A 14,950-nucleotide genomic window follows, 5' to 3' on the forward strand; every position below is an offset into this window, starting at 1 on the left:
TACCGGCGTTAATAAAAAAGGCGCCCCGCAGGACGCCTCTTTATGCATGCTGAACGCTTAACGACGCGCCAGCAGCAGCCCAACGACCAGACCTAACGCAGCACCGGCGCCAACGCCCTGCCACGGCTTATCGTGAACGTATTCATCAGCGCGCGTGGCAACCTGCTTCGCGCGATAATAGTAAGTATCTGACGCATTGCTGACGCGAGCTTTCACTTCATTCAGCGATTTTTCAGCTTTCGCTTTCAGTTCAAGGTACTTCTGATCCGCCGGATCGCCGGATGATTTCAACACCTGCTCCAGCGTATCGGTCAGCAGCGTCAAATCGTCGTCCAGGCGGGTTTCTTGTGGTTCATTTGTTGTAGCCATACCATCTCCTTGTGCGAATAATGTTGTTGACTAACTATAGACACTTCCACGCGCTTTGCCGCCTCATCACACCAGGAATTGACTGAGAAATGCGGCAATTGCGTTCATAAAACAAAAACAGACGTCATGATGCCTTCTGTTAACGCCCGGCTCTGGCCTGATGCCAGATCTCTCTGCGTCAATGCTGGCGCGTCGGAAGAGGCTTAAAAAGCTTCTTTACACAGGAACGCACTGCTTTTATTGGATTTATCTGTTAAATTTTTTGTTAACTGAATTTTCCAATTCGCCGACTGTCCTACCGTGCTGTGACGCGGTTCACAATATGGGTGCACCTGACGTATTGCACGACAGTCACTTTACACTCCGTTCACCAAGGAAATGATTTCTGGCATGAATCGAAGAATGTTTATGAAAGCGTCGATGGCCTTTGCCACGATCGGCGGCCTCTCCGGCCTCTCTTCGCTGTTTGCGCAGGCCGCCTGGGCCGACAGTGATATTGCCGACGGGACAGCGAAAAAGTTCGATTTTGACGTGCTGAAAGCGATGGCCGCCGACCTGGCGAAAAAACCGTACGGCGGTGCGCCCGCTCCGCTACCGGATACGCTGGCGACCATGACGCCGCAGGCCTATAACGAAATTCAGTATGACGCTAACCATTCGCTGTGGAACGGCATTGCCGATCGCCAGCTTGACGTGCAGTTCTTCCACGTTGGTATGGGCTTTAAACGACGCCTGCGGATGTTTTCCGTTGATGCCGACAGCCGCGAGGCGCGCGAGATCCACTTCCGGCCTGAACTGTTTAATTACAACAACGCGAAGGTCGATACCAAACAGCTTGAAGGGAAAACCGACCTGGGTTTTGCCGGTTTCCGCGCCTTTAAAAAGCCGGAACTGGCCAGTAAAGATATCGTCTCTTTCCTCGGCGCCAGCTATTTCCGCGCCGTGGATGAAACCTATCAGTACGGTCTTTCCGCCCGCGGCGTAGCCATCAACTCCTTCAGCAACGGTAAGGAAGAGTTCCCGGACTTCACCGCTTTCTGGTTTGAAACACCGAACGCCGACGACACCACCTTTACCGTCTACACGCTGCTGGATGGCCCAAGCTGCACCGGCGCCTTTAAGTTCATTATCCACTGCGAAGAGAAACGCGTGGTGATGGAGGTGGAAAACCACCTTTATGCGCGTAAGGATATCGACCAACTCGGTATCGCACCGATGACCACGATGTTCAGCTGCGGCAATAACGAACGTCGCATGTGCGATACTATCCATCCGCAGATCCACGACTCCGATCGTCTGGCGATGTGGACCGGTAAAGGCGAGTGGATTTGTCGTCCGCTGAACAACCCGCAGCGCGTGACCTGGAACGCCTATCAGGACGAAAACCCGCGCGGCTTCGGTATGCTCCAGCTTAATCACAACTTCCAGGATTATCAGGATGTTATTGGCTGGTACAATAAACGGCCGAGCCTGTGGGTTGAGCCCGTCGGCAAATGGGGCAGCGGCGCCATCAATCTGATGGAGATCCCGACCACCGGGGAAACGCTGGATAACATCGTCTGTTTCTGGCGTCCGACCGAGGCGATCAAAGCGGGCAGCGAGCACAGCTTCAGCTACAAACTTTACTGGAGCGGACTGCCGCCGGTAAGCAGTGATTTGGCACGCGTGAGCGCTACCCGCAGCGGCATGGGCGCGTTTCCCGAAGGCTGGGCGCCAGGTGAGCACTACCCAGAAGTCTGGGCGCGTCGCTTTGCGGTTGATTTCGTTGGCGGCGATCTGAAAGCCGCTGCGCCAAAAGGCATTGAGCCGGTGATCACGGTCACCTCTGGCACCATCAAACAGGTTGAGATCCTCTACGTCGAACCGAATAACGGCTATCGTATTTTGTTCGACTGGTATCCCAACAGCGATGCGACCGATCCGGTAGACATGCGCCTGTTCCTGCGGACGAAAGATGAGACGCTGAGCGAAACCTGGCTTTACCAGTATTTTCCACCGCCGCCGGACAAGCGTAAGTATATTGACGATCGGCAGATGTAATGCTCATGTAAAAGGCTCCTTACGGAGCCTTTTTTAATTTTGCATGTCAACGTGCGGAATGTCGTCTTCAAGATAGGTTTCGCTGACGGCGGTAAAACCGAAGCGGCCATAAAACCGCTGCAAATGCGCCTGAGCGGAGAGGAAAATTTTATGCTGCGGCCAGTGGTCCTGGCAGCTGGCGACTGCCTGCTCCATCAGTTGATTACCCAGCTTCATGCCTCTCGCCTCGCCAGAGACAATCACTCTGCCGATTTTTGCAGGCCGATCTTCGCCTTGTGGCGCAAGCAGGCGCGCATAAGCCAGCAGTTTGTTATCCGACAGAGCCAGAATATGCCGGTTTTCGCCGTACAAATCCGCACCATCGATATCCTGATAGGGGCAAATTTGTTCAACAATGAAGACAGTATTACGTAGCGCCAGAATTTGATAAAGCTGCTGGGTGGTGAGTTCGCTATGATGCAGATCCTGCCAGTCCAACGCCATTTTCTTCTCCCCGAAAGCCAGTGGTAAAGAAATGAGTGTACCCGCAGTTATTTGTACAGGCTTCTTTTTTTAAACGAAGAGAAAGCCATTCATGCAGCATCCCGGTTGCATGAATGGCTTTCAGCGCAGGCTGTTTATTTTCAGTAGCTAATCGGGGATTTCGGCAGATTATTCAGTGCTGAATTTGCCTGAGCATCTTCAGGCTTGTCATTTTTAAAGGCGTCTTTCGCCATTTCCAGACCCTGGCCTGCTATTTCTTTACCCACGCCCTGCAAAACAGCACGTCCCGCCATACCGGCGGCACCAGCGACAATCGGTAACATAGTCATCTCCTCGTTTGAATGAAAGCGCTGCCGCATCATGCGGCAATCACTCAAGATGAGTGGCATTTGTGCCGTTCGGGTTCCCTGCTGCACGATAAAGGCATAAAAAAACGGGCCACATGAGCCCGTTTGTTTTATCGCCTGTCGCTTACATCAGCGGCTGCGCCATCTGAACCAGCGAGATCAGCGGCTGTGGGTAAACACCCAGCAGCAGTACCAGTATCGCGGAAATCAGCACGACGACGCCGCCAGCGGTAAACGCCCAGTTTGCTGGCGTATCACGCTGTAACAGTTCCGGCGGATTGAGGTACAGGCTCACGGTGACGCGCAGATAGTAATAAAGGCCAATTGCGCTGCCGACCACGACCGCGCCGGTCAGCCACCACAGGTGCGCGCCAACGCCAACCGCAATGACGTAGAACTTGCCGATAAAGCCCAGCGTCATCGGGATACCTGCCAGCGACAGCATCATCACCGTCATTACCGCCGAAAGGATCGGACGATGCCAGAACAGACCGCGATACGAGTAGAGCGAGTCCGCGTCCGGGCCACGATACGGGCTGGACATCAGGCTGACCACGCCGAATGCGCCAAGGCTGCTGAACAGGTAACCCGCCAGATACACGCCTGTTGTTTCCAGCGACAGCTGATGCGTCTGAATCGCGATCAGCGCCACCAGCAGATAGCCGAGGTGAGCGATGGAGGAATAGCCAAGCAGGCGCTTGATATTGCTCTGCGAAATCGCCATCAGGTTACCGAACAGAATGGAGGCGACGGCAATAATCGCCAGCACCAGCCGTACCGCTTCGCTGTCCGCCACCGGCGCGTAGAGGAACAGACGCATTACCACGCCGAAAATGGCAATCTTGCTGGCCGTTGCCAGAAAGGTTGATACCGGCGCAGGCGCGCCCTGGTAGACGTCCGGCGTCCACAGGTGGAACGGCACCAGCGACAGCTTAAAGCCCAGCCCGACGATCATCATGCCGAGGCCCGTCAGCAGCAGCGGCTGGCTCAGCAGACCATCATTCAGACTTTTGCCCAGCGCCATGAAGCTCAGGTTGCCGGACTCGGCGTAAATCAGCGCCATGCCGAACAACAGGAAAGACGAGGCGACCGCTGACATAATGGTGTACTTGATACTGGCTTCCAGCGAGCGCTTTTGCTGAAAGGCGTAACCCACCAGACCGAACAGCGGCAGGGAGATCAGCTCAATACCAAGAAACATTGAGGCCAGATGGTTGGCGCTCGCCAGCATGATGCCGCCTGCGGCTGCAATCAGCACCAGCAGGTAGAACTCTTCGCGATTGTCCGGATAGGTCGCCAGCCACGGATAGGCAAAGGTGCAGGTCGCCAGGCTGGCAAGGATCACCAGCCCGGTGTAGAGCATCGAATAACCATCGACGCGCAGCAGCGGCGTTACGTCCATCGGGCCGTTGTTCCCGACAAAAAACAGCGAGAGCAGCGCAACGTTCAGGCCGATCACCGCCAGCGTGGCATTGACGAAGTGGTTGCGTCGCCACGCAATGGAGAGCATCACCACCACCACCGCCAGGCCGACAATCAGCAGCGGTAGAAGCGCGATCAGGTGTTGAGAGGTTATTGTCATGGCGAATTACGGCCTTGTAGTTGAAATTGAAGCGGTAAACCACTGCTGAATATTGCTCATCGCAGTATGGGAAGTATCCAGAATCGGCTGCGGGTAAATGCCCAACAGCACCAACAGAACCACCAGCACCATGATGATCAGAAACTCGCGTGCGGACATACTACGCAGCGGCGTATCCGATTTTGGCGCGCCGTACCAGGCACGCTGCATCATAATCAGCGAATAAACGGAAGCGAATACCAGCCCAAAGGTGGCGATAACAATGATCGTCGGCACCGTCTGAAAGCTGCCGGTCAGGATCATAAATTCACCCACAAAGTTACCGGTTCCCGGCATCCCCAGGTTTGCCACCGCAAAGAACAGCGACAGCCCCGGCAGCCACTTAACGCGCGACCACAGGCCGCCCATCTGACGCATATCGCGGGTGTGCAGACGTTCGTAAAGCTGACCGCAGATAATGAACAGCGCGGCGGCGGACAAGCCGTGCGCAATCATCTGAATTACCGCGCCCTGGAAGGCCAGCTGGCTGCCGGTATAGATAGCAATCAGTACAAAGCCCATATGTGAGATAGAGGTATAGGCGATTAAACGCTTGATGTCATACTGTGAGAACGCCATCCATGCGCCATAGAAAATTCCGATAATCCCCAGCCACATGGCAATCGGGGCAAACTCGGCGGAGGCGTTCGGAAACAGCGGCAGCGCAAAGCGCAGCAGACCATAGGCTGCCGTTTTCAGCAGGATGCCGGCAAGGTCAACCGAACCGGCGGTTGGCGCCTGGCTGTGCGCGTCCGGCAGCCAGCCATGCAGCGGCACCACCGGCATTTTAACCGCAAAGGCAATAAAGAAGCCGAGCATCAGCATGTATTCAACGGTATGCGACATCGGCGTTTTAAGCAGCTCTTCGTAGTTGAATGTCCAGACGCCAGTGGCGTTGTAGTTCACGAAGACCAGCGCCAGAATCGCTATCAACATCACCAGGCCGCTGGCCTGGGTGTAGATAAAGAATTTTGTCGCTGCGGTAATACGCGTTTTCCCGTCCGATGCTTTGTGTCCCCAGAGCGCGATGAGGAAGTACATCGGCACCAGCATCATCTCCCAGAAGAAGAAGAACAGGAACATGTCGATAGCCAGGAAGACGCCAATCACGCCGCCCAGGATCCACAGCAGGTTCAGGTGGAAAAAGCCCTGCCATTTATCGATTTCGTTCCACGAGCACAGAATTGCCATCACGCCCAGCAGGCCGGTCAGCACCACCATCAGCAGCGACAGGCCGTCCAGCGCCAGATGTATGTTTATGCCAAAGCGCGGGATCCACGACAGCAGGAATTCAGACTGCCATTGCGGAAGGCCAGCGGCCTGCGTCAGGGTGTAACCGCCCTGCAACCACAGTTGCAGAGAGAGAGCCAGCGTCAGCCCCATCGCAATCAGCGCAATCCAGCGCGGCAATTTTGCGCCGAAGCGCTCTAACTGCCAGCACAGCAGACCACCGATAAACGGGATGAGTATTAGCCAGGGTAATAACATGGCGATTTGCTTCCCTTTTCCGATCCTGAATGGGCTATCTTGCTTGCCATTTTTGCCCCCGGCAGTGCTCGCAATCCTCACATACTTGAGTATGCTCCGGTTGCTGCGCGCTGGCGGTGACACAACTGACTGCGCCGATGACGCCCAGGCTTCAGGAAATTTTAAAAACCTATAACCGAGGGATGAGATATCACTCATCCCGCTCACAAACCTTTACATCACCAGCAGCAGCGCAAGCACCACCACGGCGCCGACGCTCATGGAGGCAACGTACCAGCGCAGATAACCGTTTTCGCTGACCACCAGGCCTCTGTTCGCCAGGCGAGAGAACAGCGCCGGCAGGCTCATCAGCCCGTTCAGCGGATCGCTTGACAATGCTTTCGCAATCAGCAGATACGGCTTAACGAAGACGTTGTCATACAGCCAGTCGAAGCCCCAGGCGGCGAACCACCACGTGCTGAAGAAACGGCCCGGCGCGCTGGCCGCAATCGTCTTCACCAGAGTGCGTTTACCCAGCCACAGCACCGCCGCCAGCAGAATGCCGATGATAGCCACCACGCCGGAGGTGATCTCCAGAGTCAGCACGCTGCCGTGCGCCAGCTCCGTCGTCTCTGGCAGCACGCCGCGCAGCGGGGGAACAATCATTGCGCCAATAAAGGTTGAAAGAACCAACAGCACCAGCAGCGGCAAATGATGCGTAATGCCTTTGCCTGCATGAGCATGAATTTTCTCTTCGCCATGAAAAGTGATAAAGATCATGCGGAAGGTGTAGAGCGACGTCATAAACGCCCCGACCAGGCCTGCCACCATCAGATTGATGTGACCATTAGCCAGCGCGCCGGCCAGGATCTCATCCTTACTGAAGAAGCCTGCGGTAATCAGCGGCAGCGCCGACAGCGCCGCGCCGCCTACCAGGAAGCAGACATAGACCAGTGGAATGCTTTTACGCAGGCCGCCCATTTTGAAAATGTTCTGCTCATGATGGCAGGCAAGGATCACCGAACCGGAAGAGAGGAACAGCAGCGCTTTGAAGAACGCATGGGTCATCAGATGGAAGATCGCCGCGTCCCAGGCCTGTACGCCCAGCGCGAGGAACATATAGCCAATCTGGCTCATGGTGGAGTAAGCCAGCACGCGCTTGATATCGGTTTGCACCAGCGCGGCAAAGCCTGCCAGCACCAGCGTCACCGCACCGACGATGCCCACCAGATGCAGCACCTCTGGCGTCATCAGGAACAGACCATGACTGCGCGCGATCAGGTAAACGCCCGCGGTCACCATGGTCGCGGCGTGGATCAACGCGGAAACCGGCGTCGGGCCTGCCATCGCATCGGCCAGCCAGGTTTGCAGAGGAAGCTGAGCCGATTTGCCTACCGCGCCGCCGAGCAGCGCCAGCGTTGCCCACTGCAACATGTGGTTATCTGCCGCAAAGTGCGCGGGCGCCAGTTCAACCATCTCTCTGAAGTTCAGCGTGCCCAGCTCGTTGTAGAGAATGAACAGTCCGAAGGCCAGGAAGACGTCGCCGACGCGGGTAATGATAAAAGCCTTCATTGCCGCTGCGCCGTTGTTCGGGTTGGTGTAGTAGAAGCCGATCAGCAGGTACGAGCAAAGCCCTACCCCTTCCCAGCCCAGATACATCAGCATCAGGTTGTCGGCCAGAACCAGTATCACCATGCTGGCAATAAACAGGTTGGTATAGGCGAAGAAGCGTGAATAGCCCTCTTCACCACGCATATACCACGAGGCGAACATGTGGATGAAGAAGCCTACGCCGGTCACCACCGACAGCATGGTCAGCGACAGGCCATCCAGCACCAGGCTGACCTGCATATTGAAGTTGCCAACGTGGATCCATGTCCACAGCATCTGGGTGAAGGCAGCCCGATCGTGATTGAAAAAATCAACGCCAACATAGAGCGTAACCAGCGCCGCCAGGCCTACTGAGCCCATTCCCACGGCGGCGGAAAGATTCTCTGACCAGCGTCCACGGGAAAAAGCCAGCAGCACAAAGCCGATAAGCGGAAAAAGAATAGTTAAATAGAGAAGGTTCATCCGCGCATCTCACTCACTTTATCAATGTTGAGGTTCTGGCTGCGACGGTGCAGTTGAAGCAGCAGCGCCAGACCGATACTGGCTTCGGCCGCTGCGAGGCTGATGGCCAGGATATACATCACCTGTCCGTCGGCCTGGCCCCAATAGCTTCCGGCGACAACAAAAGCCAGCGCGGCGGCGTTGATCATGATTTCAAGGCTGATCAACATAAAAAGCAGGTTACGACGAATAATGACGCCGGTCAGCCCAAGCACGAACAGAATGGCGGCCAGGATCAGGCCATGTTGCAGAGGGATCATGCGCGCTCCTCCTTATTGCTTTTTGCGGCATCTTCAGGGCGATTGCTGAGCACTTCGCCCACACGCTGTTCACGGCCAATGTGGTAAGCCACCACCAGACCTGCCAGTAGCAGCATCGACGCCAGTTCAACGGCCAGAACGTAAGGGCCAAACAGGCTGATACCCACGGCTTTCGCGTCGATCATCGTGCCATCAATGCCCTGATCGTTAACGGTCAGAATGGCGTACACCATCACCACCAGCAGCAGCAGTGAAAGCAGGCCCGGCCCCAGCCAGACGGCAGGCTTGAGCCATTCGCGCTCCTGGGCCTGTACGCTGTCGCCAAGGTTCAGCATCATCACCACAAACACGAACAGCACCATAATGGCGCCCGCATAAACGATAATCTCCAACGCACCGGCAAAGTAGGCGCCAAGGGTGAAGAACACCCCGGCCACCGCCAGTAAAGAGATAATAAGGTACAGCAGCGCATGCACCGGGTTGGTATGGGTAATGACGCGCAGCGTCGTCAACACCGCCACCACACCGCAAATATAAAACGCAAATTCCATGCCTGGCTCCTTAAGGTAACAAGCCCTTGACGTCGACAGGTTTGGCTTCATTGGCAGCCTCGCCTTTGTCTTTCCCGTCGATCGCCATACCCGCCATCCGGTAAAAATTGTATTCCGGGTATTTACCCGGACCGGAAATCAGCAGGTCTTCTTTTTCGTACACCAGATCCTGACGCTTAAACTCACCCAGTTCGAAATCTGGGGTAAGCTGAATCGCAGTGGTCGGGCAAGCCTCTTCACACAGGCCACAGAAAATGCAGCGCGAGAAGTTAATGCGGAAGAATTCCGGATACCAGCGACCATCCTGCATCTCGGCTTTTTGCAGCGAGATACAGCCAACCGGGCAGGCGACGGCGCACAGGTTGCAGGCTACGCAGCGCTCCTGTCCGTCGGGATCGCGCGTCAGCACGATGCGTCCGCGGTAGCGCGGCGGCAGATAAACCGGCTCTTCCGGGTACATCATGGTTTCACGCCTGGCGAACGCGTTCATCCCAATCAGAAAGATACTGCGTACCGTGGTGCCAAATCCCACCACAATGTCTTTTAATGTCATATTCTTAACCCCAACCTCACGCGTTGTACAGAATCACTGCGGCAGTCGCCAGCAGGTTCAACAGCGTCAACGGCAAACATACTTTCCAGCCGAACGACATCACCTGGTCGTAGCGCGGACGCGGTAACGCAGCACGAATCAGAATAAACATCATCATGAAGAACGCCGTTTTAATGGCGAACCAGAAGACGGGCGGCAGCCAGGGACCGTTCCATCCGCCGAAGAACAGCGTGACGATCAGCGAAGACACGGTCACGATCCCCACGTATTCACCAACGAAGAACAGGCCGAACTTCATCCCGGCGTATTCGATGTGGTAACCGTCGGCCAGTTCCTGCTCCGCTTCCGGCTGGTCGAAAGGATGACGGTGACATACCGCAACGCCCGCGATGGCGAAGGTCAAAAAGCCGAAGAACTGCGGAATGATGTTCCACAAGTGCGTCTGGCTGTTGACGATATCGACCATATTGAACGAACCGGCCTGCGCCACCACGCCCATCAGCGACAGGCCGAGAAACACTTCGTAGCTCAGGGTCTGTGCTGAAGCGCGCATGGCACCAAGCAGCGAGTATTTGTTGTTACTGGACCAGCCCGCAAACAGCACCGCGTAGACCGCCAGACCGGCCATCATCAGGAAAAACAGCAGCCCGATGTTGAGGTCTGCGCCCATCCACGTTGAGGTGACCGGCACAATCGCCATCGCCAGCAGCAGCGAGGTGAAGGCGATCATCGGCGCGAGGGTGAAAATAACGCGATCGGTAAACGGCGGCGTCCAGTCCTCTTTAAAGAACATTTTGATCATGTCAGCGACCAGCTGAAGCGAGCCGCCCCAGCCTACGCGGTTTGGCCCGTAGCGGTTCTGAAACAGACCAAGCAGGCGACGCTCGCCGAAGCTCATAAATGCGCCGCAGCCCACGACCACAAACAGAATGACCAGGGCTTTGCCTACCGCAATAAGAACGTCAATAACGTCCGGTGTCAGCCAGCTCATTGTGCCGCCTCCTGCATAGTCTCAATAGTGGCACCCAGCAGGAACGGCGGGACGCCCGGCAGGCCAACCGGCAGGCCAACCTGTCCTGCCTGCAACGTCTCAGAAAAACGCACCGGCAGACGCAGCGTTTCACCTGCGCAGGTGAAGGCAACGGTGGTGCCTGCGTTGACGCCAAGCTTCGCGGCATCGGTCGGATTGATCATCACGTAAGGCGCGGGCATGCGCTGCTGGAACACCGGCGACCGCTGCGTCATCTCTTCGCTGCCGAACAGGTGGAAATAAGGCGCCACCCGCCAGCCGTTTTCAGCATGGGTAAACGCTTCCGGCACCCCATCGAACCAGCCGAGCTGTGCGTCGCCTGCTTCAAACAGGCGCACGCCCGGATCGCCGTTACGTAGGTGACCGCCCACTTCGTCCTGGAACTTGTTCCAGGCCTGCGGGGAGTTCCAGCCCGGCGCCCAGGCAAACGGGATCTGCGAACGTGCCGCACCAGGCTGGTTGTTTCCTTCCATCGAGAAGGCAAACATCGTGTCATTATCCTGCGGCTGGCGCGGCTCGTGCACGCTGATATTGGCGCGCGCGGCGGTGCGTCCGCTGGCGCGAATAGGCGAACGTGCCAGCTTTTGACCACGAATGCGGAAACTTGCATCCGGCGCGGCCTCTTTAATACCGGCCAACTGCGGCAGCGCCGCCACGCAGGCGTCGATCACATGATCGAGCTGCGTCCAGTCCACTTCGCGATTGGTGATGGTGCTTTTCAGCGAATGCAGCCAGCGCCAGCTCTCCAGCATCGCGATGTTGTCGTGATAATAAGAGGGATCGTAAACCTGGAAGAAGCGCTGCGCGCGACCCTCCTGATTCACCACCGTGCCGTCGCTTTCCGCGAAGCTGGCGGTAGAGAGGATCAAACCCGCTTTGTCCATCGTGGCGGTGCGCTGGTGGTCGATAACAATGACGTTCGACGCATTGCTTAACGCCGCATCAACCTGCGCTTTTGGCGCATGGCGATAGAGGTCATTTTCCAGCACGATCAGCGCATCCGCCGCGCCGCTGGTCAGTGCATCCAGCGCCGACTCCAGGGGTTGACCGCCGATCATGCCCAGTCCGACGCTGTTTGCCGCGCCTGCCAGTAACGTAATGCCGACATCCGCGCCGCGTCCTTTCAGCGCCTTCGCCACGTTGGCCGCAGCCTGAATAATGGCTTCGCTACCGGCGTGCACGCCAGAAATAATCAGCGGTTTTTTCGCGCCGCTCAGCGCCTGAACCACCACATCGATTTTACCGTTCAGCGTGCTGTCGATGCCGCTGACCGCAGGTGCGCTTTCGTCCAGCGCGTTGGCGATGGCAAAGCCCAGCCGCGCCTGATCTTCAACCGGCGCCCGATAGCTCCACGCGGCGATGTCATCAAGGCGCGTTTGATCGACGTTGGTGACAAACAGCGGATGTTTGGCGTGCTGACCGATATTAAGGATGGCGGCAATCTGCCAGTCGGCGACTTTCTGCGCCGCCGCCAGCTCGCGCGCTTTACCTTTCACCGCCTGGCGCACCGACAGCGCCACGCGCGCGCCGGTTTGCGTCAGGTCTTCACCCAGCACCAGCACCGCGTCGTAGCTTTCAATTTCACGCAGGCCTGGCGTATGAATACCGCCTTCGCGCAGCACTTTCAGCATCAGTTCCAGCCGCGTCTGTTCAGCGGCAGGAATGCCGGTGGAGAAGTTTTCCGCGCCCACCAGATCGCGCAGCGCGTAATTGCTCTCAACGCTGGCGCGCGGCGAGCCGATGCCGATCACTTTTTTTGCCTGACGCAGCACGTCCGCCGCGCCCTGCATTGCCTGTTCGGCGTTCAGCGCGATCCAGTCGTTGCCGCGACGCTGCATCGGCTGACGCGGCCGGTCTTTCAGGTTCACATATCCATAGCCGAAACGGCCCCGATCGCAGAGAAAATACTGATTAACGGTGCCGTTGTAGCGGTTTTCAATACGACGCAGTTCACCGTAGCGCTCGCCGGGGCTGGTGTTACAGCCGACGCTGCACTGCTGGCAGATGCTTGGCGCATACTGCATGTCCCATTTACGGTTGTAGCGTTCGGAATGGGTTTTATCGGTGAACACACCGGTCGGACAAATTTCCACCAGGTTGCCGGAAAACTCGCTTTCCAGCGTGCCGTCCTGCGGACGACCGAAGTAAACGTTGTCGTGCGCGCCATAAACGCCCAGATCGGTGCCGTCGGCGTAGTCTTTGTAATAGCGCACGCAGCGGTAGCAGGCGATACAGCGGTTCATCTCGTGAGAGATAAACGGCCCAAGATCCTGATTGCGGTGGGTACGCTTGGTGAAGCGGTAGCGGCGGAAGCTGTGGCCGGTCATCACGGTCATGTCCTGAAGATGACAGTTACCGCCCTCTTCGCAGACCGGACAGTCGTGCGGGTGGTTGGTCATCAGCCACTCAACCACGCTTTCACGAAACTCTTTTGCTTCGCCATCATCAATCGAGATGAAGGTGCCGTCCGATGCGGGCGTCATGCAGGACATGACCAGGCGGCCGCGCGTATCTTCCGCATTCTGAAACTGCTTCACCGCGCACTGACGGCAGGCACCTACGCTTCCCAGCGCCGGATGCCAGCAGAAATAGGGAATATCAAGGCCAAGGGAGAGGCAAGCCTGTAACAGGTTGTCCGCTCCATCGACGTCATATTCTTTACCGTCTACATGTATTGTAGCCATAGTGAACTTGCTCAAGTAAGGCTCATCAGATGAGCGTTAAAACAAAAATTCCCTACCCATTATGTTTGGGTAAAACTTGTAATCTGGCGCTTACCAGCGCGCTTTAAGCAGGTTCGCCTGGATACCGGCGATGGCGTGTGCGTTGCTGAATACCTGCGTCGCAATGCCTGCTTCAAACTCTTCGCGGAAATATTTGATGGCGCTTTGCAGTGGCTCTACTGCACCTGGCGCATGGGCGCAAAACGTTTTGCCCGGCCCCAACTGGCGACAAAGCTGCAACAGCGTTTCGATGTCACCAGGCTGCCCTTCTTTGCGCTCCAGCGCGCGCAGGATTTTCACGCTCCACGGCAGGCCGTCACGGCACGGCGTACACCAGCCGCAGGACTCGCGCGCGAAGAACTCTTCCAGGTTGCGCACCAGCGAAACCATATTGATTTCGTGATCGACAGCCATCGCCAGCGCGGTGCCCAGACGGCTGCCCGCTTTGCCAATGCTGGCGAACTCCATCGGCAGATCGAGGTGTGCATCGGTCAGAAAGTCCGTGCCCGCGCCGCCCGGCTGCCAGGCTTTGAATTTCAGTCCGTCGCGCATGCCGCCGGCGTAGTCTTCCAGGATCTCGCGCGCGGTGGTGCCGAATGGCAGCTCCCAGACGCCCGGATTTTTCACGCGGCCGGAGAAGCCCATCATTTTCGTGCCGGTGTCTTCGCTGTTGGAGATGCTTTTGTACCACTCGACGCCGTTTGCCAGAATCGCCGGGACGTTGGACAGCGTTTCAACGTTGTTCACGCAGGTCGGCTTGCCCCATGCGCCTGCCGAGGCAGGAAACGGCGGTTTGGAGCGCGGGTTGGCGCGACGCCCTTCCAGCGAGTTGATCAGCGCGGTTTCTTCTCCGCAAATGTAGCGGCCTGCGCCGGTATGCACGATCAGTTCAAAGTCAAAACCGGTGCCGAGGATGTTTTTTCCCAGGTAGCCCGCTTCCGTCGCCTCGGCTATAGCGCGACGCAGGTTAACCGCGGCCTCGACATATTCACCGCGCAGGAAGATATAGCCACGATACGCTTTCAGGGCAAATGCGCTGATCAGCATGCCTTCCACCAGCTGGTGGGGTAACTGTTCCATCAGCAGGCGGTCTTTATAGGTGCCCGGCTCCATTTCATCAGCGTTACACAACAGGTAGCGGATGTTCATGGATTCGTCTTTTGGCATCAGGCTCCATTTCAGGCCGGTCGAAAAGCCTGCGCCGCCGCGCCCTTTCAGGCCGGAGTCTTTCACCGCTGCCACGATTTCGTCCTGCGACAGGGTCTTCAGGGCTTTGTCAGCACCGGCATAGCCGTTTTTACTGCGGTATTCGTCAAAGAAAACCGGCTGTTTGTCATCACGCAGACGCCAGGTCAGCGGATGCGTTTCCGCAGTACGAATGATCTGTTTGATTG

13 protein-coding genes are annotated in these 14,950 nt (G+C 56.9%); 1 reads left to right on the plus strand and 12 read right to left on the minus strand.

What is annotated here, in order from left to right; translation table 11 throughout:
* Positions 1–57 precede the first annotated feature (57 nt).
* Positions 58–369, minus strand: coding sequence for a stress response protein ElaB (elaB, locus tag FA91_RS12130; RefSeq protein ID WP_034916078.1), 312 nt, complete (start codon positions 367–369; stop codon positions 58–60).
* A 390-nt stretch (positions 370–759) separates the two neighbouring features.
* On the opposite strand from elaB, the gene FA91_RS12135 reads away from it, so the two are divergent.
* Entirely contained in the window at positions 760–2,409 is a 1,650-nt protein-coding gene (locus FA91_RS12135) for a glucan biosynthesis protein (protein WP_034919262.1), read from the plus strand.
* A gap of 33 nt (positions 2,410–2,442) precedes the next feature.
* Here the strand turns inward: FA91_RS12135 and FA91_RS12140 are convergent, their stop codons facing one another.
* From FA91_RS12140 to nuoF, 11 genes are all read right to left on the minus strand, one after another.
* A complete protein-coding gene (locus tag FA91_RS12140; protein WP_034916080.1) occupies positions 2,443–2,892 on the minus strand; it encodes a GNAT family N-acetyltransferase in 450 nt (149 codons plus the stop codon).
* Between the two features lie 140 nt (positions 2,893–3,032).
* The gene (locus tag FA91_RS12145) at positions 3,033–3,215 is read right to left on the minus strand and encodes a hypothetical protein (RefSeq protein WP_034916082.1); all 183 of its coding nucleotides are present in this window, start codon (positions 3,213–3,215) and stop codon (positions 3,033–3,035) included.
* Positions 3,216–3,363: 148 nt separating this feature from the next.
* On the minus strand, positions 3,364–4,821 hold the full coding sequence (gene nuoN / locus FA91_RS12150) for an NADH-quinone oxidoreductase subunit NuoN (protein WP_034916084.1): 1,458 nt from the start codon (positions 4,819–4,821) through the stop codon (positions 3,364–3,366).
* A gap of 6 nt (positions 4,822–4,827) precedes the next feature.
* The gene (nuoM, locus tag FA91_RS12155; RefSeq protein ID WP_034916087.1) at positions 4,828–6,348 is read right to left on the minus strand and encodes an NADH-quinone oxidoreductase subunit M; all 1,521 of its coding nucleotides are present in this window, start codon (positions 6,346–6,348) and stop codon (positions 4,828–4,830) included.
* A gap of 213 nt (positions 6,349–6,561) precedes the next feature.
* Entirely contained in the window at positions 6,562–8,400 is a 1,839-nt protein-coding gene (gene nuoL, locus FA91_RS12160; RefSeq protein ID WP_034916089.1) for an NADH-quinone oxidoreductase subunit L, read from the minus strand.
* On the minus strand, positions 8,397–8,699 hold the full coding sequence (gene nuoK / locus FA91_RS12165) for an NADH-quinone oxidoreductase subunit NuoK (RefSeq protein ID WP_034916091.1): 303 nt from the start codon (positions 8,697–8,699) through the stop codon (positions 8,397–8,399). The genes nuoL and nuoK overlap by 4 nt, the downstream gene beginning before the upstream one ends.
* The gene (gene nuoJ, locus FA91_RS12170; RefSeq protein WP_034916092.1) at positions 8,696–9,250 is read right to left on the minus strand and encodes an NADH-quinone oxidoreductase subunit J; all 555 of its coding nucleotides are present in this window, start codon (positions 9,248–9,250) and stop codon (positions 8,696–8,698) included. The genes nuoK and nuoJ overlap by 4 nt, the downstream gene beginning before the upstream one ends.
* Before the next feature lie 10 nt (positions 9,251–9,260).
* Complete coding sequence (nuoI, locus tag FA91_RS12175; RefSeq protein ID WP_034916094.1) at positions 9,261–9,803, minus strand: NADH-quinone oxidoreductase subunit NuoI; 543 nt, start codon at positions 9,801–9,803, stop codon at positions 9,261–9,263.
* A 16-nt stretch (positions 9,804–9,819) separates the two neighbouring features.
* Positions 9,820–10,794: an NADH-quinone oxidoreductase subunit NuoH gene (gene nuoH, locus FA91_RS12180; protein ID WP_034916096.1), complete on the minus strand. Its 975-nt coding sequence runs from the start codon at positions 10,792–10,794 to the stop codon at positions 9,820–9,822.
* On the minus strand, positions 10,791–13,517 hold the full coding sequence (nuoG, locus tag FA91_RS12185) for an NADH-quinone oxidoreductase subunit NuoG (protein ID WP_034916098.1): 2,727 nt from the start codon (positions 13,515–13,517) through the stop codon (positions 10,791–10,793). The genes nuoH and nuoG overlap by 4 nt, the downstream gene beginning before the upstream one ends.
* Positions 13,518–13,607: 90 nt before the next feature.
* A complete protein-coding gene (gene nuoF, locus FA91_RS12190; protein ID WP_197060531.1) occupies positions 13,608–14,948 on the minus strand; it encodes an NADH-quinone oxidoreductase subunit NuoF in 1,341 nt (446 codons plus the stop codon).
* Positions 14,949–14,950 lie beyond the last annotated feature (2 nt).

The organism is Erwinia sp. 9145 (assembly GCF_000745075.1).
Taxonomy (GTDB): Bacteria; Pseudomonadota; Gammaproteobacteria; order Enterobacterales; family Enterobacteriaceae; genus Erwinia; species Erwinia oleae.

Coding starts and splice junctions, on each gene's coding strand:
- elaB (WP_034916078.1), bottom strand. CDS start 369: ATGGCTACAACAAATGAACCACAAGAAACCCGCCTGGACGACGATTTG.
- FA91_RS12135 (WP_034919262.1), top strand. CDS start 760: ATGAATCGAAGAATGTTTATGAAAGCGTCGATGGCCTTTGCCACGATC.
- FA91_RS12140 (WP_034916080.1), bottom strand. CDS start 2,892: ATGGCGTTGGACTGGCAGGATCTGCATCATAGCGAACTCACCACCCAG.
- FA91_RS12145 (WP_034916082.1), bottom strand. CDS start 3,215: ATGTTACCGATTGTCGCTGGTGCCGCCGGTATGGCGGGACGTGCTGTT.
- nuoN (WP_034916084.1), bottom strand. CDS start 4,821: ATGACAATAACCTCTCAACACCTGATCGCGCTTCTACCGCTGCTGATT.
- nuoM (WP_034916087.1), bottom strand. CDS start 6,348: ATGTTATTACCCTGGCTAATACTCATCCCGTTTATCGGTGGTCTGCTG.
- nuoL (WP_034916089.1), bottom strand. CDS start 8,400: ATGAACCTTCTCTATTTAACTATTCTTTTTCCGCTTATCGGCTTTGTG.
- nuoK (WP_034916091.1), bottom strand. CDS start 8,699: ATGATCCCTCTGCAACATGGCCTGATCCTGGCCGCCATTCTGTTCGTG.
- nuoJ (WP_034916092.1), bottom strand. CDS start 9,250: ATGGAATTTGCGTTTTATATTTGCGGTGTGGTGGCGGTGTTGACGACG.
- nuoI (WP_034916094.1), bottom strand. CDS start 9,803: ATGACATTAAAAGACATTGTGGTGGGATTTGGCACCACGGTACGCAGT.
- nuoH (WP_034916096.1), bottom strand. CDS start 10,794: ATGAGCTGGCTGACACCGGACGTTATTGACGTTCTTATTGCGGTAGGC.
- nuoG (WP_034916098.1), bottom strand. CDS start 13,517: ATGGCTACAATACATGTAGACGGTAAAGAATATGACGTCGATGGAGCG.